The sequence below is a fragment of the Micromonospora sp. NPDC005806 genome (genome assembly GCF_042871425.1).
Taxonomy (GTDB): domain Bacteria; phylum Actinomycetota; class Actinomycetes; order Mycobacteriales; family Micromonosporaceae; genus Micromonospora.
The window spans coordinates 83,951-110,616 of sequence record NZ_JBIAIL010000021.1 but is presented as its reverse complement, the minus strand read 5'-3'; the positions used below and the strand labels follow the sequence as shown (position 1 = coordinate 110,616).

Genomic DNA, 26,666 nt, shown 5'->3' with positions numbered 1-26,666 from the left:
TCACGGGCCGATGCCCGCGCTGCCTCCCGACCCGCATCGCCTGCCGCCACCGGGCGACTGGTTCGCCTCCGACGCCGCCCACCACCTCCTGGACAGGCCGAAGTTCTGTCCGCGCTGCTCCGCGTCGCTGGAGCGCGGCCTGACCTCGGAGTGGTGGAGCGGGGAGGACCGGGTCTTCCTCACCTGGTGTGCCGAGTGCCGGTGGACCGGCAACGTGGTGCTCTTCGACCGCGCCGTCATTGAGGAGTCGGAGCACTGATGACAGGCCACGCTCTCGTGCTGGACTTCGGTGGCCCGGTGCTGCTGACTCCCTTCGAGCTGGCCGCCGTCGAATCGGGGACGCCTGCGTACGCGTTGCTCCATCAACGTGGCCCGCTGGCCACGGCGGAGCAGCCGGATCCGGCCTGGGAGGACCTACAGGCGGGGCGGATCACCGAGCGCGCCTACTGGGCCACGCGCGCGGCGCAGTGGCACGAGTCGGGCGGGCACGAGCCGGAGATACGCGCGATGATGGCCCATCTGTATGAGCCTGCTCGGCCTGCGCTGGTGCGGGAGCAGGCGCGGGCCCTGGTCCGCGATGCCCGGGCCGCAGGCATCCCGGTCGGGATCCTCACCAACGACCTGCGGGCGTTCCACTCCGAGGACTGGATCGAGAAGATCGAGATTGTCGGTGACGTGGACGTGGTCGTCGACGGGTCGATCGAGGGGCACCTCAAGCCCGCACCGCGGCTCTACGAACTGCTCTCCCAGCGACTCGGGGTCGCCTTCGCCGACATGGTCTTCCTCGACGACCAGGCCACCAACATCCGGGGGGCCGAAGCGCTGGGCATCCCGTCAGTGTGGTTCGACGTCGCCAATCCCGATGCTTCGTACGCCGAGGTCCGCAAGCTCCTGGGTCTGCCGGGAATGGAGGAGGGCGGAGATGGTTGAGCAGCGCGAGCTCCGGGTCGCCCAGATGACCTGGGAGGCCGAGGGAGTGGTGTCGGTCCGGCTGACGCGGATCGAGAGCGACGACCCGCTGCCCGCGTGGGAGCCGGGCGCCCACATCGACGTCTACGTCCCGGACGGCAGCACCCGGCAGTACTCCCTGTGTGGCGACCCGGACGACCTGTCCTCCTGGCAGATCGCGGTGCTTCGCGAGCCGGAGAGCCGGGGCGGGTCAAGCTTCGTGCACGACGAGTTGCGCGTGGGCGACCGGTTGCTGGTGACCCGGCCGAAGAACAGCTTCGTCCTCGAGGAAGCGCCCTACCACGCACTGGTCGCCGGCGGGGTCGGGATCACCCCGATCATGGCGATGGCCGAGCGGCTGCACCGCGACGGTCACCCCTTCCACCTGACCTACGGTGGCCGGACGTCCGGTTCCATGGCGTTCCGCTCACGTCTGGCAGGTCTCGGTGACCGGGTCACCGTCCTCGCCGAGGACACCGACGGCCGGCCGGACCTCGAGCAGCTCGTCAAGGAGCTCCCCGAGGGTGGCCTGGTCTACGTATGCGGACCCCTGGGGCTGCTCCAGGCCGTCCAGAGCGCAGCCGAAAAGATCCAGGGTGTCGACCAGGACATCCTCCGGTTCGAGCTGTTCAGCCGTGCCGGGGTCGAGTCGACCGAGCCCGCGGCGCTCGACGCCGACAACTACGAGCTGGTCCTCACCAGGTCCGGGCACACGCTCCGGCTGGCACCGGAGGCGAACATCCTCGAGGTCGTGCTCGCACTGGGTGTCGAGGTCGAGAACGACTGCCGTGACGGCATCTGCGGGTCGTGCATCACCCCGGTCCGCTCAGGCACCGTCGATCATCGCGACCTCGTGCTGACCAAGAAGGAGAAGGCGGCCATGGACCGGATGCTCATCTGCGTTTCGCGCCCGACCTGCCCGCGACTCGAGCTCGAGCTGTGACCAGGAAGCGAGGAGACCACTGATGGACCAGCAGTTGAAGTCAGCGGCTGCCCGATTGCTGATCGAGGCCTACGCGACCGGGAAGCCGATCGCGCCGCTGACCGGCACGCACGACGACCTCGGGGTCGAGGACGCGTATGCGATCCAGCTCCTCCAGGTCGAGCAATGGCTCGCTTCGGGACGGACTGTCAAGGGTCACAAGGTCGGCCTGACCAGCGCCGCGATGCAGCGGATGCTGGGGGTGCACGAGCCGGACTACGGCCATCTCCTGGACAACTTCTTCTTCCTCGAGCACGCGCCCATTCCGCTCGACCGGTTCCTGCAGCCCCGCATCGAGCCGGAGGTGGCCTTCGTCCTCAAGCACCCGCTCCGCGGACCGGGTGTGACCGTCCAGGAAGCAATCGCCGCCGTGGACTTCGTGCTGCCTGCCCTCGAGATCGTCGACAGCCGGATCGCGGACTGGAAGATCGGTCTGGCGGACACCATCGCCGACAACGCGAGCTCCGGGGCGCTGGTGCTCGGGTCCACCCCGACGCCGCTCAGCGAGGTGGATCTGCGCCTCGCGGGCGCCGTCATGACGCGCAACGGCGCCGTGGTCGGCACCGGCGCAGGCGGCGCGGTGCTCGGCTCCCCGTTGACATCCCTGGTCTGGCTGGCCAACACCGTCGGCGCCCGCGGCGTCACGCTCGAGGCGGGTCATGTGGTGCTGCCGGGTTCGGTGTGCGCCATGGTTCCGGTCGACCCGGGCGACACGTTCACTGCCACCTTCGCTGGCCTGGGCTCGGTCACCGCCCGCTTCGCCGGAAGCCGAGAGGACACACGATGAGCAAGACCAAGGCGACGGCGGCGATCGTCGGACCGGGAAACATCGGTACGGATCTGATGTTCAAGCTGATGCGCCGCAGCACGATCATCGAACCCCGCTTCATGGTCGGGGTCGACCCCACCTCCGACGGGCTCGCGCGGGCCAAGCGGCTCGGGCTGGAGGCCAGCGCCGAGGGGGTCGACTGGCTGCTGTCCCAGGACGAGCTCCCCGACATCGTCTTCGAGGCCACCTCGGCGAGGGCCCACCAGGCCAACGCGCCACGGTACGCAGAGGCAGGCATCCTGGCCGTCGACCTCACTCCGGCAGCCGTCGGTCCCTACCTCTGTCCGCCGGTGAACCTGTCCTTCAACCTGGACGCGCCGAACGTCAACATGATCACCTGCGGGGGCCAGGCGACCGTGCCGATGGTACGCGCGGTGTCCTCCGTCGTCCCGGTGCCTTACGCCGAGATCGTGGCCTCGGTCTCGAGCCGCTCGGCCGGTCCGGGGACCCGGGCCAACATCGACGAGTTCACCGAGACCACGGCCGCCGCGGTGGAGGTTATCGGGGGCGCGGAGCAGGGCAAGGCGATCATCATCCTCAACCCTGTCGAGCCGCCGCTGATGATGCGCAACTCGGTCTTCTGCGCGATCCCCGAGGAGGCGGGTGAGCCGGGGGCACTCCAGGACCGGATCCTCGAGTCGATCCACGCGATGGTGCGCACCGTCCAGGAATACGTATCCGGCTATCACCTGCGGTCCGACCCCCAGTTCGACCCCGCCCGGTCGACCTGGCGCGGACAGGCACGAGTCTTCATCCCCATCGAGGTCAAAGGCGGCGGCGACTACCTTCCCGACTACGCCGGAAACCTCGACATCATCACCGCGGCGGCGGCCCGCGTCGGTGACCTCCTGGTCGCCCATCGGCTCGGCATCGCGACGTCGTGGAAGTCCACCTCGGAGCTCGGTGAGCAACCCGCCGACGCATCCGCACCCGAAAGAGCAGGGGTTTGAGCGCATGGGCGACATGAGTATCCGACCGGAGGATGCACCGGTCGTCGGCCGCGACGTCACCGAGAGCGAGGTGCTCGCGCACGCGACCTCCGCGGGCGGACCGACGGATCTGCGCATCACCGATTCCACGCTGCGTGATGGTTCGCACGCCATGAGTCATCAGTTCACCGAAGAGCAGGTACGCGGCGTGGTCTCCGCGCTGGACCGCGCCGGCGTCCAGGTGATCGAGGTGAGCCACGGTGACGGACTCGGAGGCTCCAGCTTCAACTACGGGTTCAGCCTGGTGGATGAGTTCGACCTGATCGCCGCTGCTGTGGACGAGGCCACCCGGGCGAAGATCGCCGTACTCATGCTGCCCGGGCTGGCCACGGTGAAGCATCTCAAGCGGGCGCACGCGGCGGGTGCGTCGGTTGCGCGGATCGCCACGCACTGCACCGAGGCTGACGTATCCATCCAGCACTTCGCGGAGGCTCGCAGCCTCGGCATGGAGACCGTCGGCTTCCTGATGCTGGCGCACCGGGCGTCGCCCCAGGTGCTCGCCCAGAACGCCCGGATCATGGTCGATGCCGGCGCCGAGTGCGTGTACGTCGTCGACTCCGCAGGCGCGCTGGTGCTCTCCGATGCCCAGGAGCGGATCCAGGCGGTGATCGACGAGGTCAGCCGCGACGGCGCCCAGGTGGGCTTCCACGGTCACCAGAACTTGAGCCTGGGGATCGCCAACTCGGTCCTGGCCTATCAGGCAGGCGCCAGGCAAATCGACGGTGCCCTGTGCGCCCTCGGCGCCGGAGCGGGCAACTCACCCACAGAGGTGCTCGCCGCGACCTTCGAACGCATGGGCATCCGCACGGGTGTCGACCTCGGGAAGGTGCTGTCAGCTGCCGAGGAGGTCGTGCGTCCCTTCATTCCCCGGCTGCCCTGGATGGACCGGGCCTCGATCACCCAGGGCTACGCAGGCGTCTACTCGTCGTTCCTGCTGCACGCTGAGCGAGCGGCCGAGCGGTACGGCGTGCCTGCGCACGCGATCCTGCAGCGCGTCGGCGAGTTCGGCTACGTCGGCGGCCAGGAGGACATGATCATCGACATCGCGGTCCAATTGTCGGAGGAGCAACAGCTCGGAGACCTCGCTGCGGCGGGGGTGCGCTGATGGCCTGGGATGTCGCATCGGTCGCGGCCGAGCTGCTCCGCTGCGAGGACGAGCGGGTCGACCGGCCCCCGTTCACCGACGAGTGGCGCGAGCTCGACCTCGACACCGGTTATGAGATTCAGGACCTGAACCTCCAGGCCAGACTGGCACGAGGCGAGACCCTGGTGGGCGTGAAGCTCGGCCTGACCAGCAAGGCCAAGCAGGAACGCATGGGCGTACACGTCCCCTTCGTCGCGTGGCTGACCGATGCGATGCTGCTTCCGGCGGGCGAGCCGGTGCCGCAGTCGCGGTTGATCCATCCCCGGATCGAGCCCGAGATCGTGTTCGTCATGCGGGACCGACTGAGTGGCCCGGGAGTCAGTTGTGCCACGGCGATGGCGGCCGTCGACTCGGTGTGGGGCGGAGCCGAGATCATCGACAGCCGCTACCGGAACTTCCGGTTCAAGGCCGGCGACGTGGCTGCCGACAACGCTTCCTCAGGTGTCTTCGTCGCCGGTCCCGTGGGGCTGCCCCCTGCGGGGATCGACCTCACCCTTGAGGCGGCCCTGGTGGAGGTGAACGGGGTCATCGTCGACTCCGCGACCGGGGCCGCAGTGCAGGGTCACCCAGGAGAGGCCCTTGCCCTGGCGGCGAACGAGCTGGCCCGGCGTGGCCATGCCCTGGAGCCCGGCTGGATCGTCCTGACCGGTGGGATGACGGACGCCGTACCGGCACTGCCCGGATCTTCGGTCGCCGTCCATTTCACCAACCTGGGCTCGATCTTCATCAACGGGGGAGTGTGAGCACGATGCCGCTCATCGAGGTGACCCTGACCGAGGGCCGAACCGCCCACCAGTTGCGCGCCCTGATCAGCAGCCTGACGACAGCCGCCTGCTCGGCGATCGATGCCCCGCTCGAAAGCGTCCGCGTCGTCGTCCGTGAAGTGCCGGACACGCACTGGGCTGCCGGCGACGTGACCATCGCCGAACGAAAGCAGAAGCAGGGAGGCACGTCATGAGCGAGCGACAGTTCTTCGGCCACGTCATCGACGGGGAGGAGGTGCCGTCCGTAGACGGCGCCACCTTCGAAGTGTGGAACCCCTGGACCCAGGAGGTGTGGGCCGAAGCCGCCGAGGGCGGACCGGAGGACGCCGCGCGCGCCGTCGCGAGCTCCCGTCGCGCCTTCGACGAAGGCCCCTGGCCGCGCCTGGGGCGTGCCGAGCGGGCGGCCGCCATCCACCGCCTGGCCGACCTGATGGCTGACCGGGCAGCCGAGCTCGCCACCCTCGATACCCGCAACATGGGCAAGCCCTTCGCCCAGGCCAGGCACGACGTCGGCCGTTCGGTGTGGAACTTCCGCTTCTTCGCCGACCATCAGCGCGACCACTGCGGCGAGGTGTACCCGATGGACTCGGGGCACCACACCTACAGCGAGTACGGACCGGCAGGCGTCGTAGCCGCCGTCAGTCCCTGGAACTTCCCGCTGATGATGGCGAGCTGGAAGGTCGCCCCGGCAATCGCCTGGGGCAACACCTGCATCATCAAGCCCTCCGAGGACACGCCAGCATCTGTCACGATGCTCGGCAGGCTCGCCACGGAGGCGGGCCTTCCTCCCGGCGTCATCAACGTCGTCAACGGACACGGCACGCCCGCCGGCTCGTCGCTGGTAGCCGACGACCGGGTCGACCGGGTGACATTCACCGGATCCTCGGCGACGGGCAGGCACGTGATGGCGTCGGCCGCCGCCCACGTCGCGCCCGTATCCCTTGAGCTCGGCGGCAAGGGGGCCAACATCGTCTTCGATGACGCCGATATCGACAACGCCGTGCATTGGGCGGTGGAGGCGATTTTCCGCAATTCCGGCCAGATCTGCCTGGCCGGCTCCCGGCTCTTCGTAGGTTCCCGCATCTATGACGAGTTCATGGAGCGGTTCGTCGCCGCCGCCGAGGCGCTGACGATCGGCGACCCTTTCGACCCGACCACGAAGTTCTCCAGCCTGGCGAGCAAGAAGCACTTTGACAAGGTGGCGTCGTACGTCGACGGTATCGGCCTGTATGGCGGCAAGGTGCTCACAGGGGGCGTCGACCCCGACGGCCGCTGGCTGGTACGGCCGACCATCGTCACCGACCTGCCGCTGAACGCCCCCGCATACCGCGAGGAGATCTTCGGTCCGGTCTGCGTCGTCAACCGGTTCGAGTCGGAGGAGGAGTCCATCAGCCTCGCCAACGACACCCGCTACGGCCTCAACGCCATGCTGTTCACCGAGAACCTCTCGCGGGCACACCGCGTGGCATCGCGGCTCAGGGCCGGAACGGTCTGGGTGAACTGCTTCTTCATCCGCGACCTGCGCACACCATTCGGCGGCGTCGGCGACAGCGGAGTCGGCCGCGAAGGCGGCAACTTCAGCCGCGAGTTCTTCACAGAACCCAAGGCGATCGTCATGCAGATCGACCGGTAAAGGCACCACTGCGATGCGCGCCGAGGCCGATCGCGTTCATGCGCGGTATACGGATGCCGGGTGCTCATTGCCCGCATGTATGCCTTCGACAAGCGGTGGAACCTCGAGGCCGTCGGCTCCACCGGCCACGTACGGCTGACAACCTCACGTCGCGGATGCGGCCGTCGCCACGCTGATCTGCGAGGTGGCGGGGCGGATGCCGGTGCGAGCCGCCAAGGCTCGCCGTTGCCATGGCGGACCGCGTGGCCTTGATCCTCAGGCTCCTGCACGGGGCGTCCGTCATGGCGCTGTTGGCTGTTCTGGTCTGGCGTATCGGCGGCCGATCCGGGTAAATGAGACGTCTGGGCGGGTGCATCCGGTGTGAGCGCAGGCGTATGGAGGCAACCAATGGATCTTGAGAGAGAAAGCCGTGCCAAACGTCCCGCCGTGGACGCATCTATTGCGCCCATCGATCAAGCCATCGCCTATGGTTCCAACGCCCCGAGCCCGCACAATACCCAGGCGTGGAAACTGCGCAACCTATCCGACACGGAGACCCTGCTCTACGTGGACGAGACTCGGCTGCTTCCGGCGACCGATCCTCCGACTCGGCAGGTTCACCTCGGCTGCGGCTGCTTCATCGAAACGCTCGCGGTGGGCGCAAGTACGATGGGCTACCACACGGCAGTCGACGATTTTCCCGACGGCCCGTATGGACTGGAAGAGGTCGGTCGTAAGCCCGTCGCTCGCATCGCACTGACCCACCAGCCTGGCAGGCCGGTGGACGAACTCGCCGGCTTCATTCACCGACGGCAGACCAACCGTCGCCCCTTCGACGAGACCCCGGTCTCAGCCGAGGATCTCGCGGAGTTGGCGAAGTCGGTCGCGGATCAGCCCGTACAGTTCGTGAGCATCAGCGATCGCGAGCCGATGAATCGGCTTCTTGCGATCTTCGAGCGTGCCCAGGTCATCGAGTGCGAAGTCCGCCGCGTGTTCGAGGAGACGCGGATCTGGTTCCGGTTCAACGAGCGCGAACGGGCCGCGAAGAGAGATGGGCTCAGCCTGCCCCAGACCGGCATCACGGGACTCCGCGTGCCGGTGCTCGAGTGGTATCTGAGGCGCGGCGACCCCAAACGCTGGCACAACCGCCGCTCCATCGACGCGTATCTCAAGGAGTTTCGCCGCGGCCTGGCCAGTGCGCAAGGGCTGCTCCTGCTCAAGACCGCAACCAACATTCAGGCGGACTGGATCCGGGCAGGCCGCGCGTACGCCTTGCTCAGCCTCGCCGCCGCCAAGCTCGGGTTGTACCTGCACCCTTACAGCCAGGTGCTGCAGGAGTACCCGGAGAACGAAGACCTCCAAGGTGAGTTCAACCGGCTGCTCGGCGTCGCTGGCGACGAGAAGGTGCAGATGGCGGTGCGAGTGGGTCGAGGGTCAACCCCGTACTACAGCTACCGGCGCAACGTTGACTCCCTGAGGACATGACCGCGGCGTTGGCGCGGGGGACAAGACGGATGCGACGCGCATCGCGCCGCGGTTCGCGACGCCGCCTTGGATGTCGTGGCGTCGCTGGTGGCCGCGCCGTCGAAGAGCTCGGCCACGATCGTGCCCGGCTTTCGCACGGCGACAACGGCGGTGGACCCTCGGGGTCTTGCCGTGGATCCACGTCTGGATTAGATCCTCTCGTCGGCGAAGAACCCCTGGCGGCGGGTTCCTGGCTTGGGCGCGGGCGCAGACGATCCGCGACGCTGCCCGGAACACCCGTGTACGGCGCGTTCGCTGACCGGTTCAGCAACGCAATCGTGGGGCCGCCGGGACGGACATATCGGCTACCGGACCAAGGCGCGAACCTCGATGGGCTGACCTTGCCCTTGCCGAAAACCTCGTCCGCGCAGGTCACGCGGCATGCTCGTACTCGTGGAGGATGCCGCCGAGGCGCTCGCGTCCTCGTATGTTGAGGTGGGCCATCTTGTCTGGATCGGTGACCTGCGCGGGCAACGGGGGCAGCGGGCGGGCGTTGGCTATGCCCTGGTGTGGGCGGTGCCGTTGTTCCAGATCAAGGTGCGGTCCAGTAGCTCGCGGCGGCTGGTCTGCCCCGACCGTTCCATGATGGAGTTCATTCGCGGCAGCCGGACGCCGCTGAGCACGACTTCGATCCCATGTCCGGGAGGACGCCGTCGAACAACTCGGGGAACTTTCCGTCCCGGTCCCGGATCATGGCGATCAGCAGCTGCCCGAGAGGGCAGCCCAACCAACGCGGGTCAAGGTTCCCGACACCCGCTACACCAGCTCCCACCAGGCCGGATGAGGTTTTCGGCAGGGGCAGGGTCAGCCACAGGGATCGCCCGTAACGCCCGTGCAGAGTCTCGCGTACATAACGAACACTGTATGCGTGGCGAACACTCTTGGATTGAAATAGTTTTCGCAGCGGCGTCGTTAAATATGTGCGGCGAAATGCATTTCGCCAGGTGTGCGATGTGTTATTCATCACACTTTGATGGCCGTAGTATCGTGGGCCAAACACAGTGGGGGTGACGGTGACGACGGGTTTGGCGACCGCCCCGCGGCCGGTGAGCTTCAGCACCGTGGGGCTCCCGGATGCGCAGAGGATCGCGTTGTGGGAGGACCACAACGCGCAGGCGTTGATCGGCCTGCGGTGTCACACGCTGGGTGAGGCGCCGTTCGACGGGACCGAGCTCAACCTCCAGCTCGAGCAGATGCACCTGGCCCGCGTCCGCGGCAACGCCCATGTCGTCGAACGTCCGGCCGAGGTGATCCGCAAGCATCCGGCGGACGCGGTCGCGGTCTACCTGACGCTCGTCGGGGAGGCGTTCTTCTACCACAACGACGGCGTGCTCACCCTGCGACCGGGACAGGTCCTGATCTGCGATGCAGATCGTCCCTTCATGCGCGGCTTCTCGCGTGGCTTGGAGGAACTCGCGATCAAGGTGCCGCGACCGCTGTTCCGGGAGCTGACCGGCCTCGATTCGCTCAGCACCCCCCTGGTGCGCGACTTCGCCGGGGGTGATGTGCAGGCACGGACGTTCGCGAGGCTCATCGACCGCGCCCTGCGTCCCGAGGAAGGCGAGCCCGTCGACGAACGAATCGCGCTCGACCTGCTCGCGAGCATGGCAGGCAACCGTCCGGTCCTCGGCACGGTGCATCTGGCGAACGCGCGTATCTTCATCGAAGATCATTTGACCGACAGCGGCCTGACCGCTGCCCGGATCGCGGCCGGGATCGGTATCAGCGAGCGTCACCTGTCCCGGGCGTTCGCCGCCACCGGCGTCACTGTTCCGCAGTTCGTGCTGGCGGGGCGGCTAGAACGTGCCCGTGCGCTGCTTGCGTCCTCGCCGCAGATTCCCGTCCGTGAGGTCGCGGCTCGCTGCGGCTTCGGGTCGGCTACCCACTTCTCGCAGGCATTCCGGGCGCGCTTCGGCATGCGCGCCACGGACCTGCGTCGGCAGGCCCGGGCGCGCCGGCTCGCTTAGTTATCTGATTCCGCCACAGCTTCGTATTTCCGCCGTGTTACGGCCTCGCACTTGCTGGGGCGGCGGAGCGCCGCAGCACACTGGTCTCACGAGTGGCCCGGACCACACGCCGAGCAGTGGAGTGGGGTGAGCGATGGTGGAGTTCAGCGACGGGATGGCGGAGACGCAGCTTCCCCGGGGATCGATGGTGACGACCGACGTCGTGGTCGTCGGCTCGGGCCCTGCGGGGGCAGGAGCAGCCCTGTTCCTGTCCACGCTGGGGATCCCGAACATCATGATCACGAAGTATCGCTGGACGGCCAACACGCCGCGGGCGCACATCACCAACCAGCGTGCGATGGAGATCTTCCGGGACCTGGGCATCGAGGATCAGGTGCTCGCCGACGCCACCCCGCACGAGCTGATGGGCGAGACCGTTTTCTGCACCTCCATCGCCGGCGAGGAGATCGGACGGATCCTCACCTGGGGTACGCATCCGGCCCGGCGGGCCGACTACCGGCTCGCGTCACCGTGCCTGCCGGTCGACATTCCCCAGACCTACCTGGAACCGATCCTGGTGCGCAACGCGGTACAGCGAGGCACCCAGGCCCGGTTCTCCGCCGAGTACCTGGGGCACCGGCAAGACTCCGATGGCGTCGACGTCGAGGTTCGGGACCGCCTTACCGGCGAGCAGTACACCATCCGGGCCAAGTACCTCATCGGCGCCGACGGCGCCCGCTCCAAGGTTGCCGCCGACCTCGGCCTTCCGATGGAGGGTGCGATGGACATCGCCGGCTCGATGAACATCACCTTCAAGGCCGACATCTCGGCGTACGTCGGGCACCGGCCGTCGGTGCTCTACTGGGTGATCCAGCCCGGTTCGAACGTCGGCGGGATCGGGGCCGGGCTGGTGCGGATGGTGCGGCCGTGGAACGAGTGGCTCATCGTGTGGGGCTACGACATCAGCCAACCCCCACCGGTCGTCGATGAGGCCGCCGCCGTCCAGATCGTGCGCAACCTGCTGGGGCTGCCGGACATCGACGTGGAGATCACCGGCACGTCGTTGTGGGGCAACAATGAGATGTACGCGACGCAGCTGCAGTCGGGGCGGGTGTTCTGCGCCGGGGACGCGATCCACCGCCACCCGCCGAGCAACGGACTGGGGTCGAACACCTCGATCCAGGACTCCTACAACCTCGCCTGGAAGCTGGCAGCCGTCCTCCGTGGCCAGGCCACGCCTTCGCTGCTGGAGACCTACTCGGCGGAACGGGCTCCGGTGGCCAAGCAGATCGTTCAGCGCGCGAACAAGTCCAGCCGCGAGTTCGTCCAGTTCTTCGAGGTGCTGGGCCTGCTCGACGCCAAGGACGAGGCCGAGATGGCCGCGCGCATCGACGAGCGCAAAGCCAACACTCCCGAGGGGGCCGCCAAGCGGGCTGCGTTGGTGTCGGCCATGGAGCTGAAGCAGTACGAGTTCAACGCCCACGGCGTCGAGCTGGGGCAGTTCTACCAGTCCAACGCGGTGATCTTCGACGGCACCCGGCGGCCGGAGCCGAGCCGGGACGCGGAGCTGTACTACGAGCCCTCCACCGTCCCGGGATCCCGGCTGCCGCATGTCTGGGTGGGCGACGCCCGGCACAAGATTTCCACGCTCGACCTGGCGCCGATGACCCGGTTCACGCTGTTGACCGGCATCGCGGGGGAGCCGTGGGTGACAGCTGCCGAGAAGGTCGGCCAGGAACTCGGCGTGCCGCTCGAGGCCGTGGTGATCGGCCCCGGGCGTCTGGTGACCGACCTGTACTACGACTGGGCGCGGGTGCGGGAGGTCGAGGAGGACGGCGTGCTTCTGGTGCGCCCGGACAAGCACATCGGCTGGCGGTCGATGCGGCTGCCCGCCGATCCAGAGCGGGCGCTGCACGAGGCGATGTCGGCGATCCTCGGCCGGGGTGGTGCGGCGTGAGAGTCAGCTTCACCCACGAGACACTGCCGCAGCGAGTGGTGTTCGCGTCGTACGAGGCTGCGGCTCACGTGGCCGAGGAGGTGGGTCGGCTCGGCGCCGCTCGCCCGATGGTGATCGCCGCAGAGGCCGACAGCGCGCTGGCCGACCCGGTGGTGGCCGCCCTGCCGGCCGCGGTGCGCCACACCGAGGTGGTGATGCACGTGCCTACCGACGTTGCCGAGCGAGCCCGCATGGCAGCCGAGAAGCGCGACGTCGACGTCGTCGTGAGCATCGGGGGCGGCTCCACCACCGGTCTGGCCAAGGCGGTGGCGCTGACCACCGGGCTGCCCATCGTCGCCGTTCCCACGACGTACGCGGGCTCGGAGGCCACCAACGTCTGGGGGCTGACCGAAGGCGGCCGCAAGACCACTGGGGTCGACGCCCGCGTGCTGCCGCGGTCCGTCGTCTACGACGCCAGCCTCATGCTGTCCCTGCCGGTGCCGCTGAGCGTCGCCTCCGGGTTGAACGCGCTGGCGCACTGTGTCGACTCAATGTGGGCGCCGCGGGTTGACCCGATCGACCAGGCGCTCGCGCTGGCGGGCATCCGCGCCCTTCGCCAGGGACTCCCCGAGGTCGTGCGCGATCCACAGGGCATCGACGGGCGCGAGCAGACGCTGTACGGCGCCTACCTCGCCGCCGTGGCGTTCGCCTCGGCCGGCTCCGGACTGCACCACAAGATCTGCCACGTGCTCGGCGGGATGTACAACCTCCCGCACGCGCAGACCCACGCCGTGGTGCTGCCGTACGTCCTCGCGCTCAACGCACCGTCGGTCCCCGACAGCGAGCAGCGGATGGCGGCGGCCTTCGGTGAGACGTCCGCCCTGGACGGGTTGCAGCGCCTGCGGGAGCAGCTGGGGGCGCCTCGCGCCCTGCGGGACTACGGGCTGCGCGTGACCGACATCCCGGCTGCCGTCGACGCTGTCCTGGCGGCCGTACCGCCGAACAACCCGACGCCGGTCACCCGCGCCAACGTCGAGGACTTGCTACGCCGAGCATGGGACGGAGGGGAGCCACGATGAGTCTGGAACAGCAGAACCGCGAGTCACAGCTCGTCGAACGGGTGGCCGCGTCGTTCGACGACACGCCGGATCCGCGGCTCAAGGAGCTGATGCAGGCGCTCACCCGGCACCTGCACGCCTTTCTGCGGGAGGTGCGGCTGACCGAGCAGGAGTGGCAGCGCGCCATCGAGTTCCTCACCGCCGCCGGGCACATCACCGACGACCGGCGTCAGGAGTTCATCCTGCTCTCCGACGTCCTGGGCGCCTCGATGCAAACCATCACCCTCAACAACGAGGCGTACCGCAACGCCACCGAGGCGACGGTGTTCGGCCCGTTCTTCGTCGACGGCTCGCCGGAGATCGAGCTCGGCGGTGACATCGGAGCCGGAGCGTCCGGGCAACCGTGCTGGGTCGAAGGCACGGTCACCGACACGCACGGCAACCCGGTGCCCCATGCGCGCATCGAGGTCTGGGAGGCCGACGAGGACGGCTTCTACGACGTCCAGTACGGCGACGACCGGGTCGCCGCCCGTGGCCACCTGTACAGCGGCGCGGACGGGAGCTACCGCTTCTGGGGGATCGCCCCGACGCCGTACCCGATCCCGCACGACGGCCCGGTCGGCCGGCTGTTGGCCGCCACCGGCCGGTCCCCCATGCGGGCCTCGCACCTGCACTTCATGGTCCAGGCGGAGGGATTCAGGACCCTGGTGACACACATCTTCGTCCGCGGGGACGAGCTGCTGGACCGCGACAGCGTCTTCGGAGTACGGGACTCGCTGGTCATGGACTTCGAGCCCCAGCCGGCCGGCACCCCCACCCCCGATGGCCGTGACCTAAGAGACCGCGCGTGGTCACGGGTGCGGTTCGACATCGTTCTCGCCCCCGCGGCCGCAGCTCGCGAGGAGGGCTGACCCATGCCCACCGACGTGTACCTGTACGACGCCGTACGCACCCCCTTCGGGAAGTACGGCGGTGCGCTGGCCGGTGTGCGGCCGGACGACCTGGCGGCGCACGTGCTGCGGACGCTGGTCGAACGGGCACCGGCACTGGAACCGGACCGCGTCGACGAGATCGTCCTCGGCAACGCCAACGGTGCGGGGGAGGACAACCGCAACGTCGCCCGGATGGCCGGCCTGCTGGCCGGCCTACCGACGTCGGTGCCGGCCACGACGGTCAACCGACTGTGCGGCTCCAGCCTGGACGCCGCCATCGTCGCCTCCCGGCAGATCGCCATCGGCGAGGCGGACGTGGTGCTGGTCGGGGGTGTGGAGTCAATGAGCCGGGCGCCCTGGGTGCTACCCAAGCCGGAGAAGGCGTACCCGGCCGGCGACGCGACGCTGGTGTCTACCACCCTGGGCTGGCGGCTGGTGAACCCGCGGATGAATCTGGAATGGACGGTCCCCAATGGCGAGGCCACCGAGCTGCTTGCGATACGTCAGCAGGTGAGCCGCGAATCGCAGGATGCCTTCGCACTGCGCTCGCACCAAGCGGCTGCCCGGGCCTGGGAGGAAGGGTTCTACGACGGCCTCGTCGTCGGCGTGCCCGGCGTGGACCTTGCCCGCGACGAGTCCATCCGGCCCGACACCAGCCTGGCGAAGCTCGCCGCGCTCAAACCGGCGTTCCGCAAGCAGGACGGCACCGTGACCGCAGGCAACTCCTCTCCCCTCAACGACGGCGCGTCCGCCGTCCTGCTGGGCAGCCCATCCGCCGAAGAGATCGTCGGTCGGCCGCCGCTGGCGCGCATCGCCGGCCGCGGGGCTGCCGCAAACGACCCGCAGTACTTCGGGTTCGCGCCGGTGGAGGCCGCCAACACGGCGCTCAGGCGCGCCGGCATCGGCTGGAGTGACGTGGGTGCGGTCGAGCTGAATGAGGCGTTCGCCGCCCAGACCGTGGCGTGCATCAATGCCTGGGGCGTCGACCCCGGCATCGTCAACGCACACGGCGGCGCCATCGCCATCGGCCACCCGTTGGGTGCATCCGGGACCCGCGTGCTCGGCACGCTCGCCCGCTCGCTGCAGGCGGCGGGCAAGCGGTGGGGGGTGGCCGCGATCTGTATCGGTGTCGGGCAGGGGCTCGCAGTGGTCCTCGAGAATCTGGATACCTGAGCCGTGGTCAGCATCCTGGACAAGCCGACCGAGGCGGTGGCGGGGATCCCCGACGGCGCCACGGTGATGATCGGCGGATTCGGCACTGCCGGTCAGCCGGTCGAACTCGTTGAGGCGCTCATCGCGTCGGGCGCCACGGACCTCACCGTGGTGAACAACAACGCCGGAAACGGCGACGTGGGCCTGGCGGCGCTGATCGGCGCGGGCCGCGTTCGTAAGATCGTTTGCTCCTTCCCCCGCCAGCGGGACTCCTGGCACTTTGACCAGAAGTATCGGGCCGGCGAGATCGAGCTGGAGCTCGTTCCCCAGGGCAATCTTGCCGAGCGCATTCGCGCCGCGGGTGCCGGCATCGGAGCCTTCTACACGCCCACCGGCTACGGGACATCCTTGGCCGACGGCAAGGAGACCCGGGAGATCGATGGACGGCACTACGTGCTGGAGTACCCGCTGCGCGCGGACTACGCCCTCGTGAAGGCGCACCGAGCCGACGAACTGGGCAACCTGGTCTACCGCAAGACCGCCCGCAACTTCGGCCCGATCATGGCGGCGGCCGCGACGACGACCATCGTGCAGGTCGGGGAGGTGGTGCCGGCCGGTGCGCTCGACTCGGAGATCATCGTCACGCCATGCATCTATGTCGACCGTATCGTCCGCGTGCCGGCGCCCGTGCGGCTGCCTGAGCCGATCGGAGCGGGTCAGTGACCGGTGTGAACCGCCGCGGACTCGGCAAGGACGAGCTCGCCGCCCGCGTCGCGCGCGACATCCCGCGCGGAGCCTTCGTGAACCTCGGCATCGGGCTTCCGACCCGGATCAGCAACCACCTGTCCCCGGGCAGCGGAGTCGTGCTGCACACGGAAAACGGCATGCTTGGCATGGGGCCCGAGGCGCATGGGAACGCGATCGACCTCGACCTCGTCAACGCCGGCAAGATTCCCGTGACCGAACTGCCCGGCGCCTCATACTTCCACCACGCCGACTCCTTCGCCATGATGCGCGGCGGCCACCTGGACGTCTGTGTCCTCGGCGCTTACCAGGTGTCGGCCCGCGGTGACCTCGCGAACTGGCACACCGGCGGCTCCGACGACATCCCGGCCGTCGGCGGCGCGATGGACCTTGCCATCGGGGCCAAGGAGACGTTCGTGATGATGAATCTGCTGTCGCGGGACGGGATTCCGAAGCTGGTGCCGGAATGTACCTACCCGCTGACCGGTGTGAGGTGCGTCAGCCGCGTCTACACCGACCTCGCGGTGTTCCTCATCGAGGACGAGGCGGTTGCCGTACGCGAGCTGTTCGACTGCACATTCGACGAGCTGACGGGTCTTCTCGAGGTACCGCTGCTGGACCGCACGAATGAAGGAGGCCAGTGACCGGCACGCAGCGATGATCGATTACGTTGATCTGGGAGCGATGTGCCCCCAGGCTTGGCCTGAGAGTAGTTTGCGCAGGAAGTGCGCCTCCGCGACGCTGAGCCGGCGCAGTCGTCGACGGAGACGCTCTCGTCCACGCCGTGGATGCGGCCTCCGGCTCGCTGAGACCAATCAGGAGATCTCCGCCCGCGAATAGAGCACGGCGAGGGCGTTGCAGAGCGGGATCCCGCCGCCGAAGCCGGCCACGCGCATCTCGGACCACCAAGCAGTGCCACGGCGGCGCGGCTGATCACCGAGTCCGCCATCTGGACATACGAACGCGCTGACGGACGCCGCCTCGTCATCCGTTCAGCACACGGGAGGCACCGGAAGGCCACGTACAGATCGACATCGTCTTCGGTGCACAGTTCCCCCTCCCAGCAGAGGTGCTGATCCTGCCTGCCGTCGACGACCCGTTACTGGCTGCGCCCGCCCGGCTGGCGCTGGCCTGGAAGCTGCTGTGGCTGGCCACCGACATGTGCCCGCAAGGAGGGCGTCCTGCTCGCCGAACACACCACCCTCGACCAAGCCCTCGTCCGCCAGCTCATGCGACCGGAACTCGGCGCCGAAGCCGACACCTTCACGGCCGAGACCGTGCCGTCCTGGCAGGTCGACTGGACCAACTTCACCGACGAGTGCCCCGGGAATTGCGGGCACCGCCGAGCAGTGGACCAGGCGGCTGGCGTTGACCCTCGATCACGCCTGGACCTGACCAGTCCGAAGCCCTACCCACGTCACAGCAGCAGTCCGGGCGACGTATGACCAAGGCGGAGCCCCACGCGCCCGAGTAGGCTCACAATCAGCTGAGCGGGATGGCGCCGACAAGGCGCAGTCCGCGTTGGGTATCGGTTCGTGTCGATCGTCCGACACGAACCCCCACGGCTCTGTAGCGGGCATCTGTGTCGTACGGCGAGATGATCCTGATTCTGCCCGGCGGGAGTCGGTGCAGGCCCTCCCGCCAGATCACCCCCGCCCGGACTCGCCAACGGTAAACTGCTGATCCACACCTGGCTCAGCACATCGGCGGCGGGAACCTCAGGCAGCCATTCAGGGGCCCGCCGGTCGGCGACCGCCGTGAGGAGTCGGTAGCCGTCCCGGCCGACCTGCACGGCAAGCTTCTGCACGTTGACCTGATCATTCGGTAGCCGCCACTCGTCGAGCAGCGCCACCAGTGGGTGCCGCCGCCCCCGCGGCGAGCGGGGATCCGGCACCCCAGCCAGCCGCTCCAACAACCCCGCACTACCCTGTCCGACCGCCGCGGCGATCCGCTCATCGGTCAGGGACGATGGCACAGCGGGCACGGCAACCTCCACAGATCACAGGCTTCAGCAACCTCATGATCACTGGACGCCGTGCCCGCGCCCGTTACCACCAAAACGAGCGCGTCCTACCACAATCGCTCACAAACTCCATCATGGACAATCCCCCAGACATGACGGAGCCGTGTCGCTTAAGCCACCTGACATGACGTTTCTTAGAATTTGGGCAAGCTTCAAGCGTCAAAAGTGGCGGCAGGACAGGTCGCCGTGTCTTGTTCCCGACTTGCCACTGACCTAGCAACGTCACGCTGCAATAGGCTCGACGATGCTCAATGCTTTCTCTCGGCGGAGGTGGGCAATGGGGGAATTGGCGCGGTTCACGCTCGTTCGAGATGTTCAACGCCGCGAGCCAACTCCGGGTTCTGGTCTTCCACTGTTGCCGGCAACGGTGTCCATGCAGCATCGATGAGACGGTGGGTGCCATGACTGCGGAGATCGTCGACGCTGTGTTGTGGCGGGCGCGCTGCGCGCTGCGCGTCGACGCGCTGCCGCTGCTCGCCGGTCACGGCCTTGCGGACGCGCTCTACCGGCCGCCCCGCCTGCCCTACGCATCTGTACTCGGGCCGTTGTCGTATCGGCTCGAGCCAGAGCGGGATGTCCCTCGCGAGGCAGTGCTCATCGTGCGTACCCCGGGCTATCTGGCCGGGCGGGCGTTGCCTGCCGGAGCTGCGCTCCCTGCGGCCGGGCCGCTGCACCTGGAGCTTGACGACGACGTCACGCTCGACGTCCCGGTGGACCACGGCGCTGACACAGGACAGGTGATCGACGCCGAGCGGGCCACCGTCGCCGCGGCCCGGATTCAGGCTGCGCTCGCAGGTACCGTGCATGCCGGTGCCGGGCAGGACCACGGCGGGCCGGTGACCGACCCCGTCCGGCTGGCCGAGCTCGGCCGCACGACCGTGCGCTGGGACGACGCCAACCGACGCTTCGTTGTCGCCTCCGGTCGCTGGGGGCCGGTGCCGGTGGGCGAGGAGTCGACGGCGCCGCCGTCACGGGTTCGGCTCGCGGCGCCGTCGCCGCAGGCCACGGGCCTCGGCCTGGACGGCGACGCGCTAGTCCCCGAGGGCCACCTCGTTCGCCACCGCATCCCCGGCCCGATCGCGATGGCATTCGACCTGCGGCTCGACGTCTGGGCAGGGTCGCAGCGGCACCTCGCGCTGCTGGTGGAGACGTGGGCGCGGGTCACCCCGACCCGCTGCCAGCTGATCCTTCGCCCCGGGCTGCCCGCCGCCGACGTGATGGACGGTGCGGCGGAGATCACCCTGCAACGCGGCGGCGAGGCGCCCGCCCGCTCCACGTTGCTCCAGCTCGAACCGCCCGCGGGCTTCGCCGACCGGTGCACCGGCCGCGGGCCCGCGCTCGCCGGTGGCGCGGCCGCCACGGTGGGTGGGCTGGTGCTGCCCGCGGCCGCGTCGGCGACGCTGCCGTTTCTGCAGCCCCCGGCCGTGCCCGACCCGCTGGCGCTGCCGCCCGGCGGCACCGGCTGGGCAATGTCGACCAGGCTGACCACTTCGCCCGGGGCCGCGAACGGCGAAACCCGCCCGCTGGTCGCCCTCGTGCGCGGCGGCGACACGGTTCTAGGGCTGAGCGCCACGTGGGTGGCCGCCCCCGCCAACGGCGGAGCGGCCGGCCTCGACTGCGAGGTGCGGGTCACCGCGCGCACCGGTGACGGGGTCGACCTGCCCGCGGTCGGCGTCCGGGTTCCGGCGGCCCGTGTCGAGGCCGGGGTCGAGGTGCACGCCCTCGTCGACGCGGTCGCCGGCCGGGCCGGCGTCTACGCTGACGGTGCCGGCTTGCTTGGCGCCGCCCTGCCCGACCCGCATCCGGCGGCCGGCGGCGACGACATGGAGCTGCACCTCGGCGGCGCAGGCGCGCGGCCGGTGACGCTTGGCCACGTGCAGGTGCACGGCCGCCCGGCCGGACCGCTCGACCACCGGCTGCGTGCGTCGGCCGCCGGGGCCGACCGCTGGCGGCCCGGCGACCCGGTCACGCTGACCCGCTCCGACGACGGGTTCGCGCCCCGCGGGACCCCGTTCACGGCGACGGTCGTGCGGGTGGAGGGCGACACGCTGCACCTCGACCGTCCGGTGGCCGGCACCTGGCCCCGGCACGACACGATGGTCTGCTCGCGCCTGGTGTTCAGCCAGCAGACCGCCGTCCGGCGGCGGGACGACCTTGCCTCGCACATGACTCGGATCACCCTGGAGCACACCGTGTCCGGGTTCGTCGAGCCGGAGGGCGCGGGCGCCAGCGCGCGCCTGGTCGAGTACCTCGACCTGCAGGTGCTGGACGGCTCCGAGGCCGGGCTCGGCGGCCGCCGGGTGCCCGGCACCCCGCAGGTGTTCGGCGAGTTCGTGCCCTCCCGGGCGCTGCGCCCCACCTCCGACCCGCAGGCGCCGCCCGCGGCACCCGCCCTCGCCGCACCACCCCCGCCCACCCCATCGACCCCATCCGCCCTGCCGGACTGACCGGCACCCGTCGGCCGCCGGTGGCGGCCCGCAGGAGGAACCCATGGCCGAGCGACTGCACCCAGGTGTCTACGCCGAGATCGTCGACAGCGGCATCAAGCCGATCCAGGCGGTGGGCACCGCGACCGCGGCGTTCTGCGGCGAGTCGACCCGCGGCGTGCCCGGGATCCCGGTCTTCGTGCGCGGGTTCGCCGACTTCGCGCGCTCCTTCGGCGGGCACGCGCGCGGCGCGGCGGGCCACCTGGCCCATGCAGTCGAAGCGTTCTTCGCCGCGGGCGGCAGCCGGGCCTTCGTGGTGCGGGTGCTGCCGGGCGACGCGATCGGCGGTACCAGCGACAACGTCCTCGCCCGCAGCGACGACTTCTGGGGCGACGACCGCGCGGTGCTCCAGGTGCGGGCGCGCGGCAACGGTGCCTGGGCCGACAACCTGCGGGTGCACGTGGCGCCGGCCACCGCGGGTGCCGACCGCGGGTTCCGGCTCGAGGTCGAGTGGGTGGAGGGCGGCCGCGGGCGCACCGTGGAGCGCTACGACAACCTCGTGCTCGACCCCGAGAGCCCCGACTACGTGGTCGACGTGGTCGCCGACTCCTCGCGCTACATCACGGTGGAGGACCGGTTCCGCACCGGCTTCCTGGATGCCGACCCGCGTACCGCGCCGCCGCTGCCCGACCGGGCGCCGACGCTGGCCACCCTCGACCCGGGCGACGACGTCGGGACCCCGGTGTTCCGGGTACCCGCCGGGCGTGCCTTCACCGTGCGCTGGAGCGGTCCGGACGGCGTCGGCGCGACCAGCACGGTGACGTTCAGCCCGACCGCGGTGACCGGCGCGGGCGGGTCGATCACCGCCGGGGTCGCCCGGCTGACGACCGGCCAGCTCGCCACCCTGCTCGACACGGCCACCGGCGCCCTCGTGGTGACGAACCCGACCGACCCGCACGGCCCGGTGACGCTGGCCGCCCCGGTGGCAACGAACGCCTACCTGGTGGCCCGGCCCACCGGGAACGCGGAGGAGTTCGACCTGAGCGGTTCGACGACCCTGATCCTGCGGGTCAGCGACGCGGCCGACGGCGACGCCGACGAGGTGACGCTCGACGTCAGCGCGATGGACGCCACCCCGGTCGCCGAGCTGGCCACGGCGCTGCGGGCGGCCGTCGTCACCGCGAACCTCGACGACCTGGTCGCGGTGAGCGCCGCGGGGCGCTCGCTGGTGGTCGCCACGTCGGCCCCGCGGGCCGAGGGGACCCGGCTGGCGGTCTCGCTGGACGCCGGCAACCCGTGGGAGGTCAGCACCCGCCGGGGCGCCGCCGGCACGGTGGTCGACGACCTGGCGCTGACCGAGATCGTGCTCAGCGAGGCCCCGGTGCCCGGGCAGCGCGCGCTGCTGCCGCAGCTGTTCGGGCGCACCCGGGCGGCTGGCCTGACCGAGTCGTCGCCGCTGTCGCCCGACCTGCTGCCGGCGGCCACCGGCACCACCCCGCTGCGGCTGCGTGGCGGCTCGGACGGCACCAAGGCGGTGACCTCGGTCGACCTCGCCGGCGCGGTGGAGCCCGGTGCCCGGACCGGGCTGCGCGCGTTCGACGACGTCGACGTCCAGCTGCTTGTGCTGCCCGGCCGCACCGATCCGGCGTTCCTCGGCGTCGCGATGGACTACGCGGAGGCGCGCAACCTGTTCTACGTCGCCGACGGGGCGGGCAGCGAGGACCGCCGGTTCGCCCTCGACACCGGCGACGTCGCGCGCCTGGTCGACGGCCTGCCGCGGCGCAGCGACAACGCGGCGATGTACTACCCGTGGCTGGAGGTGCCCGACCCGCTGGGCGTCGGCCGGGCGCCGACCCGGTTCGTGCCGCCGTCCGGGCACGTGGCCGGGGTGATCGCGCGCACCGACCGCACCCGCGGGGTGTGGAAGGCGCCGGCGGGGCTGGAGGCGAGCGTGCCGAACACGCTCGACCTGCAGCACCGGCTGCTGGACGCCGACCAGGACCTGCTCAACCCGATCGGGCTGAACTGCATCCGGCAGCGGCCGGGCGCGGGCATCGTCACCTGGGGCAGCCGGACGCTCTCGTCGGACCCTGAGTGGCGCTACGTGCCGGTGCGGCGCACCGCGCTGTTTTTGCTGGAGTCGCTGCGCCGGGGCCTGCAGTGGGTGGTCTTCGAGCCCAACGACGTCGAACTGTGGGGCCGGATCCGGGGCAACATCGAGGCCTTCATGCTCGGCCTGCACCGCCAGGGCGCGTTCCAGGGTGTCACCCCGGCCGAGGCGTTCGTCGTGAAGTGCGACGCGGAGACCAACCCGCAGGAGCTGATCGACCAGGGCATCGTCACCGCTCAGGTGGCCTTCGCGCCGCTGAAGCCCGCCGAGTTCGTCGTGGTGCAGGTCAGCCAGAAGACGATGACCGCGTCATGAGCGTCGTCGCGCCCGGTCGGGTGAGTCCGCGGGACCCGCTGCGCACCTACCAGTTCACGGTGTCGGTGGGCGGGTCGAGCACGCCCACCGCGGGGGTGCGGCGGGTGTCCGGGCTGACCCGGGCCGTCCAGCCGTACGAGATTTGGGAGGGCGGCAACAGCCTGCACCGGTACGCCCAGCCAGACCGCGTGACCTGGGAGCCGATCACGCTGGAGCAGGGGCTCGCGCTCGACGACACCCTCGCCCGGTGGGCCACCGCCTGCACCGACTTCCTCGACACCGGCGTGCCCGCACCCGGCTCCCCGGTCAAGCAGGACGTCGTGATCGAGGCCAGCGACCCGCACAGCGACCGGAGGCTGCGCTACCACGTCTACAACGCCTGGGTGAGCCGGTTCCAGGCACTGCCCCAGCTCGACGCGATGTCGCACGAGGTCGGCCTGCTGCTGGTCGAACTCGTCCACGAGGGCTGGAAGTCCGAGGAGGCGCCCGCCCCGCCGGTCGCCCCGCCGCGCTCCGTGGGTGACTTCCCGACCCCGCCGGGCGACGTCATGATCGCCTGACCGCCCCCCGCCACCGTCCGCCGCCCCCGAACGAGGAGAAAGTCCGATGGCCACCAAGGCGATGCGCTACTCGGGAACCAAACGAGACCCGCTGCGCAACTTCAACTTCCGGATCGTCATGGGCGGTGTCGAGGTGGCCGCCTGCCGCAAGATGTCGGCGCTTGAGGGCAGCGTCCATGTGACCAAGTTCCGGGCCGGCAACTCGCTGTCGAGCATCGACGAGTCGATGCCGGGCCGGGCCGAGTACGGCAACGTCACCTTCGAGGGCGGGGTCACCGACGACGCGACCTTCCTCGACTGGGCGCAGAAGCTGATCGACATCGCGCACGACCCGACCCGGCCGAAGCGCTCGACTGAGGCCGACTTCCGCAAGGACATCGAGGTCCGCATCCTCGACCTCGACGGTACCGAGGTGCGCGCCTACAAGCTGTTCCACTGCTTCGTCACACAGTTCCACTGGATCAGCGACCTGATGGGCGACGGGCACGAGGTGCTGATCGAGACCCTCGCGGTCGCGCACGAGGGGGTCAGCAGGATCCCGCTCGGCGGCGCCTGATGGCCGCCCTCGAGGTCACCCTGCCGCGCGGGCTGGTCGACGCCGACGGCGCCCGGCACCGCGACGCCGTCCTGCTGCCGCCGGACGGCTGGCTGGAGGCGGCCCTGGTGGAGGCGGTCATCGACGCGGGCGCCGCGGCCGGCGTGCCCGGGGCGCGGCTGCGCCCGGCGGTGAGGCACGGGCTGCTGGCCGGTTCGGTGGATCGGATCGGCGCGCACGCCGCGCCCGACGCGGCGGCGGTGGCCTCGCTGACCCGGGGGGACGCCGACCAGCTGGCCTACGGCCTGCGCCGGGCCGTGCTCGGCGACCGGCTGGCCCTGGTGCTGCGCTGCGCCAACCCGGCCTGCCGCGAGCAGGCCGACGTCGACCTCGCCCTCGACGACCTGCTGGCCGACGACACCGGCCCGGAGCCGGAGTGGTTCACCGTGGCGGTGCCCGGCGCCGAACCCGTGCAGCTGCGCGCCCCCACCGGAGCGGACGACGAGGCGCTGGCCGCCGTCGCGGGGCCGCCCGAATCGCGCACCGCGGCGCTGCTGGCCCGGCTGCTGCCCCGCACCACCGCGGAGGACTGGTCGGCCCGCCCGGCGCCGGAGCGCGCGGCGATCCTGCTGGCCCTGGCCGAGCTGCCCGCAGGCCCGGTGCGGCACGTGCAGGTGCCCTGCCCCAGCTGCGGCGCGCTGATGGAGGCCACCCTCGACCCGCTGGTGGTGCTGGCCCGCGAGCTGCGCGCGGGCGGGGACCGGTTGCTGCTGGAGACGCACTGCCTGGCCTACCACTACGGCTGGTCAGAGGAGGAGATCCTCGGCCTGCCCCGGGGCCGCCGCTGGGGCTATCTCGGCCTGCTGCGCGCGCAGCTGACCGGGGCGCCGCTGGAGACCGTGGTGGGAGGGGGCTGAGCGTGGACGAGCACGGCTACGGGATCCCGCTGCACGAGCTGGAGCGCGAGCTGAGCTGGCAGCTGCGCAAGATGCCGGCCGACCCGGCGAAGACGGCCGCCTTCCTGGGCGACCTGATCGTGACCATGATCGCCAAGAACAACGCGGCCATCACCCGCCAGTTGGCCGGGCACGAGGCCGCCGAGGCCGAGGGTGGGTACTGACGTGAGCGTGATGGACGGCGGCCCGGCGCACCCCCTGCCGCGCAGCCAGGTGACCCGGGGGCGGCTGGTCCGGCTCGAGGCCGACCAGCAGTCCGACGCGACCCTGGAGTTCCAGTACAACCCCGAGACCGTCACCCGCACCCGCACCGGGCGCTGGGAGCCGCGCAAGCGCCGGCGCGACCCGCGGGCCGTGGAGACCCCGCAGCAGCACCGCCAGCTCGGGGCCTCCGGCACGGCCGCGCTGATGGCCGAGTCGGAGACGATCTCGTTTCAGCTCGTCTTCGACGTCACCGAGGCCCTGCTGGCGACGGCGGGCGGGCCCGCGGCGACGGAGGCCGACCCGGTGCGCGACGGCGTGCTGCCGAAACTGGCGTTCCTCGAGCTGGTCTCGCTCGGGCGGGAGCCGCAGGACCGCACCGCCGAGCGCGGTTCCGCCACCCCGGGGCGCGACATCCGGCCGGTGCGCCCTGACGAGCTGCTGTTGGAACTCGGCCAGGCGCGCTGGTTCCCGTGCGTCCTCACCGACCTGACCATCACGGAGCAGAAGTTTAGTCCCGCCCTGGTGCCGATCCGGGCCCGGGCCGACCTCAAGCTCACCGTGCTCGAACCGGTGGAGAACGCCAACAACCAGCGCACCCGGGATGCGTTCGAGCAGCTGCTGCGCCGTCGCCAGGAGCTGGCCGCGCAGGCGGGCGGCACGTCCGGGCTGGCCGGCCTGATGGGCGGAGGCACGGCGTGAGCGACCCGGCTGGCCGGTACGAGGCCCTGCCCGGCTACCGGCGTAGCGCGCCCGGCGAGCCCGACCGGCTGCTGCGGGTGCCCCGGCTGCCCGGCACCGCCGCGAGCGACGGCACGCACCGGGTCGCGGTGGGCGAGCGGCTCGACGCGCTGGCGGCGCGCTACCTCGACGACCCCTACGCCTGGTGGCGGTTCGCCGACGCGGCGCCGGGGGTGCCGCTCGACGAGCTCGACGCCCCGGGCCGCGTGTTGCGGCTGCCGCGGCGGGGCGGGTGAGCG

25 protein-coding genes are annotated in these 26,666 nt (G+C 70.3%); all 25 read left to right on the top strand.

Annotated elements, in window-relative coordinates:
* Positions 1 to 10: 10 nt before the first annotated feature.
* The 25 genes from ACFYOS_RS21805 (at position 11) to ACFYOS_RS21685 (ending at position 26,663) form a co-directional block, all read left to right on the top strand.
* Positions 11 to 259 carry a hypothetical protein gene (locus tag ACFYOS_RS21805; RefSeq protein WP_387144436.1) on the top strand — a complete coding sequence of 83 codons (249 nt, stop codon included), beginning with the start codon at positions 11 to 13 and terminating at the stop codon, positions 257 to 259.
* A complete protein-coding gene (locus tag ACFYOS_RS21800) occupies positions 259 to 930 on the top strand; it encodes an HAD-IA family hydrolase (protein ID WP_387144433.1) in 672 nt (223 codons plus the stop codon). The genes ACFYOS_RS21805 and ACFYOS_RS21800 overlap by 1 nt, the downstream gene beginning before the upstream one ends.
* Positions 923 to 1,891 (top strand): PDR/VanB family oxidoreductase, encoded by a 969-nt coding sequence (locus tag ACFYOS_RS21795; RefSeq protein ID WP_387144430.1) that lies wholly within the window; start codon positions 923 to 925, stop codon positions 1,889 to 1,891. The genes ACFYOS_RS21800 and ACFYOS_RS21795 overlap by 8 nt, the downstream gene beginning before the upstream one ends.
* 22 nt (positions 1,892 to 1,913) lie before the next feature.
* Complete coding sequence (locus ACFYOS_RS21790) at positions 1,914 to 2,717, top strand: 2-keto-4-pentenoate hydratase (protein ID WP_387144427.1); 804 nt, start codon at positions 1,914 to 1,916, stop codon at positions 2,715 to 2,717.
* Positions 2,714 to 3,709 carry an acetaldehyde dehydrogenase (acetylating) gene (locus ACFYOS_RS21785; protein WP_387144424.1) on the top strand — a complete coding sequence of 332 codons (996 nt, stop codon included), beginning with the start codon at positions 2,714 to 2,716 and terminating at the stop codon, positions 3,707 to 3,709. The genes ACFYOS_RS21790 and ACFYOS_RS21785 overlap by 4 nt, the downstream gene beginning before the upstream one ends.
* Entirely contained in the window at positions 3,663 to 4,853 is a 1,191-nt protein-coding gene (gene dmpG, locus ACFYOS_RS21780; RefSeq protein WP_387144421.1) for a 4-hydroxy-2-oxovalerate aldolase, read from the top strand. The genes ACFYOS_RS21785 and dmpG overlap by 47 nt, the downstream gene beginning before the upstream one ends.
* On the top strand, positions 4,853 to 5,635 hold the full coding sequence (locus tag ACFYOS_RS21775) for a 2-keto-4-pentenoate hydratase (RefSeq protein ID WP_387144418.1): 783 nt from the start codon (positions 4,853 to 4,855) through the stop codon (positions 5,633 to 5,635). The genes dmpG and ACFYOS_RS21775 overlap by 1 nt, the downstream gene beginning before the upstream one ends.
* A 5-nt stretch (positions 5,636 to 5,640) precedes the next feature.
* Complete coding sequence (locus ACFYOS_RS21770) at positions 5,641 to 5,850, top strand: tautomerase family protein (protein WP_387144415.1); 210 nt, start codon at positions 5,641 to 5,643, stop codon at positions 5,848 to 5,850.
* Positions 5,847 to 7,289, top strand: coding sequence for an aldehyde dehydrogenase (locus ACFYOS_RS21765; protein ID WP_387144413.1), 1,443 nt, complete (start codon positions 5,847 to 5,849; stop codon positions 7,287 to 7,289). Before ACFYOS_RS21770 ends, ACFYOS_RS21765 begins: the two co-directional genes overlap by 4 nt.
* A 387-nt stretch (positions 7,290 to 7,676) precedes the next feature.
* Positions 7,677 to 8,753, top strand: a complete 1,077-nt coding sequence (locus ACFYOS_RS21760; protein ID WP_387144410.1) for an Acg family FMN-binding oxidoreductase — start codon at positions 7,677 to 7,679, stop codon at positions 8,751 to 8,753.
* 1,046 nt (positions 8,754 to 9,799) lie between these two features.
* On the top strand, positions 9,800 to 10,759 hold the full coding sequence (locus tag ACFYOS_RS21755) for a helix-turn-helix domain-containing protein (protein ID WP_387144407.1): 960 nt from the start codon (positions 9,800 to 9,802) through the stop codon (positions 10,757 to 10,759).
* Between the two features lie 133 nt (positions 10,760 to 10,892).
* Positions 10,893 to 12,695, top strand: coding sequence for an FAD-dependent oxidoreductase (locus ACFYOS_RS21750; protein WP_387144404.1), 1,803 nt, complete (start codon positions 10,893 to 10,895; stop codon positions 12,693 to 12,695).
* Positions 12,692 to 13,753, top strand: a complete 1,062-nt coding sequence (locus ACFYOS_RS21745) for a maleylacetate reductase (protein ID WP_387144402.1) — start codon at positions 12,692 to 12,694, stop codon at positions 13,751 to 13,753. Before ACFYOS_RS21750 ends, ACFYOS_RS21745 begins: the two co-directional genes overlap by 4 nt.
* Positions 13,750 to 14,643, top strand: coding sequence for an intradiol ring-cleavage dioxygenase (locus tag ACFYOS_RS21740; RefSeq protein ID WP_387144399.1), 894 nt, complete (start codon positions 13,750 to 13,752; stop codon positions 14,641 to 14,643). The genes ACFYOS_RS21745 and ACFYOS_RS21740 overlap by 4 nt, the downstream gene beginning before the upstream one ends.
* 3 nt (positions 14,644 to 14,646) lie before the next feature.
* Positions 14,647 to 15,837: a thiolase family protein gene (locus ACFYOS_RS21735; protein WP_387144396.1), complete on the top strand. Its 1,191-nt coding sequence runs from the start codon at positions 14,647 to 14,649 to the stop codon at positions 15,835 to 15,837.
* A gap of 3 nt (positions 15,838 to 15,840) precedes the next feature.
* Entirely contained in the window at positions 15,841 to 16,539 is a 699-nt protein-coding gene (locus ACFYOS_RS21730) for a 3-oxoacid CoA-transferase subunit A (protein ID WP_387144393.1), read from the top strand.
* A 5-nt stretch (positions 16,540 to 16,544) separates the two neighbouring features.
* A complete protein-coding gene (locus tag ACFYOS_RS21725) occupies positions 16,545 to 17,204 on the top strand; it encodes a 3-oxoacid CoA-transferase subunit B (protein WP_387144489.1) in 660 nt (219 codons plus the stop codon).
* Between the two features lie 1,780 nt (positions 17,205 to 18,984).
* Positions 18,985 to 21,030, top strand: coding sequence for a hypothetical protein (locus ACFYOS_RS21720; protein WP_387144389.1), 2,046 nt, complete (start codon positions 18,985 to 18,987; stop codon positions 21,028 to 21,030).
* 43 nt (positions 21,031 to 21,073) lie between these two features.
* Positions 21,074 to 23,434: a phage tail sheath C-terminal domain-containing protein gene (locus ACFYOS_RS21715; protein ID WP_387144386.1), complete on the top strand. Its 2,361-nt coding sequence runs from the start codon at positions 21,074 to 21,076 to the stop codon at positions 23,432 to 23,434.
* Complete coding sequence (locus ACFYOS_RS21710) at positions 23,431 to 23,994, top strand: phage tail protein (RefSeq protein WP_387144384.1); 564 nt, start codon at positions 23,431 to 23,433, stop codon at positions 23,992 to 23,994. The genes ACFYOS_RS21715 and ACFYOS_RS21710 overlap by 4 nt, the downstream gene beginning before the upstream one ends.
* Before the next feature lie 46 nt (positions 23,995 to 24,040).
* Positions 24,041 to 24,550, top strand: a complete 510-nt coding sequence (locus tag ACFYOS_RS21705; protein ID WP_387144381.1) for a phage tail protein — start codon at positions 24,041 to 24,043, stop codon at positions 24,548 to 24,550.
* On the top strand, positions 24,550 to 25,446 hold the full coding sequence (locus tag ACFYOS_RS21700) for a hypothetical protein (RefSeq protein ID WP_387144378.1): 897 nt from the start codon (positions 24,550 to 24,552) through the stop codon (positions 25,444 to 25,446). Before ACFYOS_RS21705 ends, ACFYOS_RS21700 begins: the two co-directional genes overlap by 1 nt.
* A gap of 2 nt (positions 25,447 to 25,448) precedes the next feature.
* Positions 25,449 to 25,649, top strand: coding sequence for a hypothetical protein (locus ACFYOS_RS21695; protein WP_387144376.1), 201 nt, complete (start codon positions 25,449 to 25,451; stop codon positions 25,647 to 25,649).
* Positions 25,650 to 25,659: 10 nt separating this feature from the next.
* Complete coding sequence (locus ACFYOS_RS21690) at positions 25,660 to 26,388, top strand: hypothetical protein (RefSeq protein ID WP_387144486.1); 729 nt, start codon at positions 25,660 to 25,662, stop codon at positions 26,386 to 26,388.
* Positions 26,385 to 26,663 carry a hypothetical protein gene (locus ACFYOS_RS21685; RefSeq protein WP_387144373.1) on the top strand — a complete coding sequence of 93 codons (279 nt, stop codon included), beginning with the start codon at positions 26,385 to 26,387 and terminating at the stop codon, positions 26,661 to 26,663. The genes ACFYOS_RS21690 and ACFYOS_RS21685 overlap by 4 nt, the downstream gene beginning before the upstream one ends.
* Positions 26,664 to 26,666: the final 3 nt, after the last annotated feature.

Excerpts from the sequence above, each read along its gene's own strand:
- ACFYOS_RS21805 (WP_387144436.1), top strand. The coding sequence starts at position 11 with ATGCCCGCGCTGCCTCCCGACCCGCATCGCCTGCCGCCACCGGGCGAC.
- ACFYOS_RS21800 (WP_387144433.1), top strand. The coding sequence starts at position 259 with ATGACAGGCCACGCTCTCGTGCTGGACTTCGGTGGCCCGGTGCTGCTG.
- ACFYOS_RS21795 (WP_387144430.1), top strand. The coding sequence starts at position 923 with ATGGTTGAGCAGCGCGAGCTCCGGGTCGCCCAGATGACCTGGGAGGCC.
- ACFYOS_RS21790 (WP_387144427.1), top strand. The coding sequence starts at position 1,914 with ATGGACCAGCAGTTGAAGTCAGCGGCTGCCCGATTGCTGATCGAGGCC.
- ACFYOS_RS21785 (WP_387144424.1), top strand. The coding sequence starts at position 2,714 with ATGAGCAAGACCAAGGCGACGGCGGCGATCGTCGGACCGGGAAACATC.
- ACFYOS_RS21775 (WP_387144418.1), top strand. The coding sequence starts at position 4,853 with ATGGCCTGGGATGTCGCATCGGTCGCGGCCGAGCTGCTCCGCTGCGAG.
- ACFYOS_RS21770 (WP_387144415.1), top strand. The coding sequence starts at position 5,641 with ATGCCGCTCATCGAGGTGACCCTGACCGAGGGCCGAACCGCCCACCAG.
- ACFYOS_RS21765 (WP_387144413.1), top strand. The coding sequence starts at position 5,847 with ATGAGCGAGCGACAGTTCTTCGGCCACGTCATCGACGGGGAGGAGGTG.
- ACFYOS_RS21760 (WP_387144410.1), top strand. The coding sequence starts at position 7,677 with ATGGATCTTGAGAGAGAAAGCCGTGCCAAACGTCCCGCCGTGGACGCA.
- ACFYOS_RS21750 (WP_387144404.1), top strand. The coding sequence starts at position 10,893 with ATGGTGGAGTTCAGCGACGGGATGGCGGAGACGCAGCTTCCCCGGGGA.
- ACFYOS_RS21740 (WP_387144399.1), top strand. The coding sequence starts at position 13,750 with ATGAGTCTGGAACAGCAGAACCGCGAGTCACAGCTCGTCGAACGGGTG.
- ACFYOS_RS21735 (WP_387144396.1), top strand. The coding sequence starts at position 14,647 with ATGCCCACCGACGTGTACCTGTACGACGCCGTACGCACCCCCTTCGGG.
- ACFYOS_RS21720 (WP_387144389.1), top strand. The coding sequence starts at position 18,985 with ATGACTGCGGAGATCGTCGACGCTGTGTTGTGGCGGGCGCGCTGCGCG.
- ACFYOS_RS21715 (WP_387144386.1), top strand. The coding sequence starts at position 21,074 with ATGGCCGAGCGACTGCACCCAGGTGTCTACGCCGAGATCGTCGACAGC.
- ACFYOS_RS21710 (WP_387144384.1), top strand. The coding sequence starts at position 23,431 with ATGAGCGTCGTCGCGCCCGGTCGGGTGAGTCCGCGGGACCCGCTGCGC.
- ACFYOS_RS21705 (WP_387144381.1), top strand. The coding sequence starts at position 24,041 with ATGGCCACCAAGGCGATGCGCTACTCGGGAACCAAACGAGACCCGCTG.
- ACFYOS_RS21700 (WP_387144378.1), top strand. The coding sequence starts at position 24,550 with ATGGCCGCCCTCGAGGTCACCCTGCCGCGCGGGCTGGTCGACGCCGAC.
- ACFYOS_RS21690 (WP_387144486.1), top strand. The coding sequence starts at position 25,660 with ATGGACGGCGGCCCGGCGCACCCCCTGCCGCGCAGCCAGGTGACCCGG.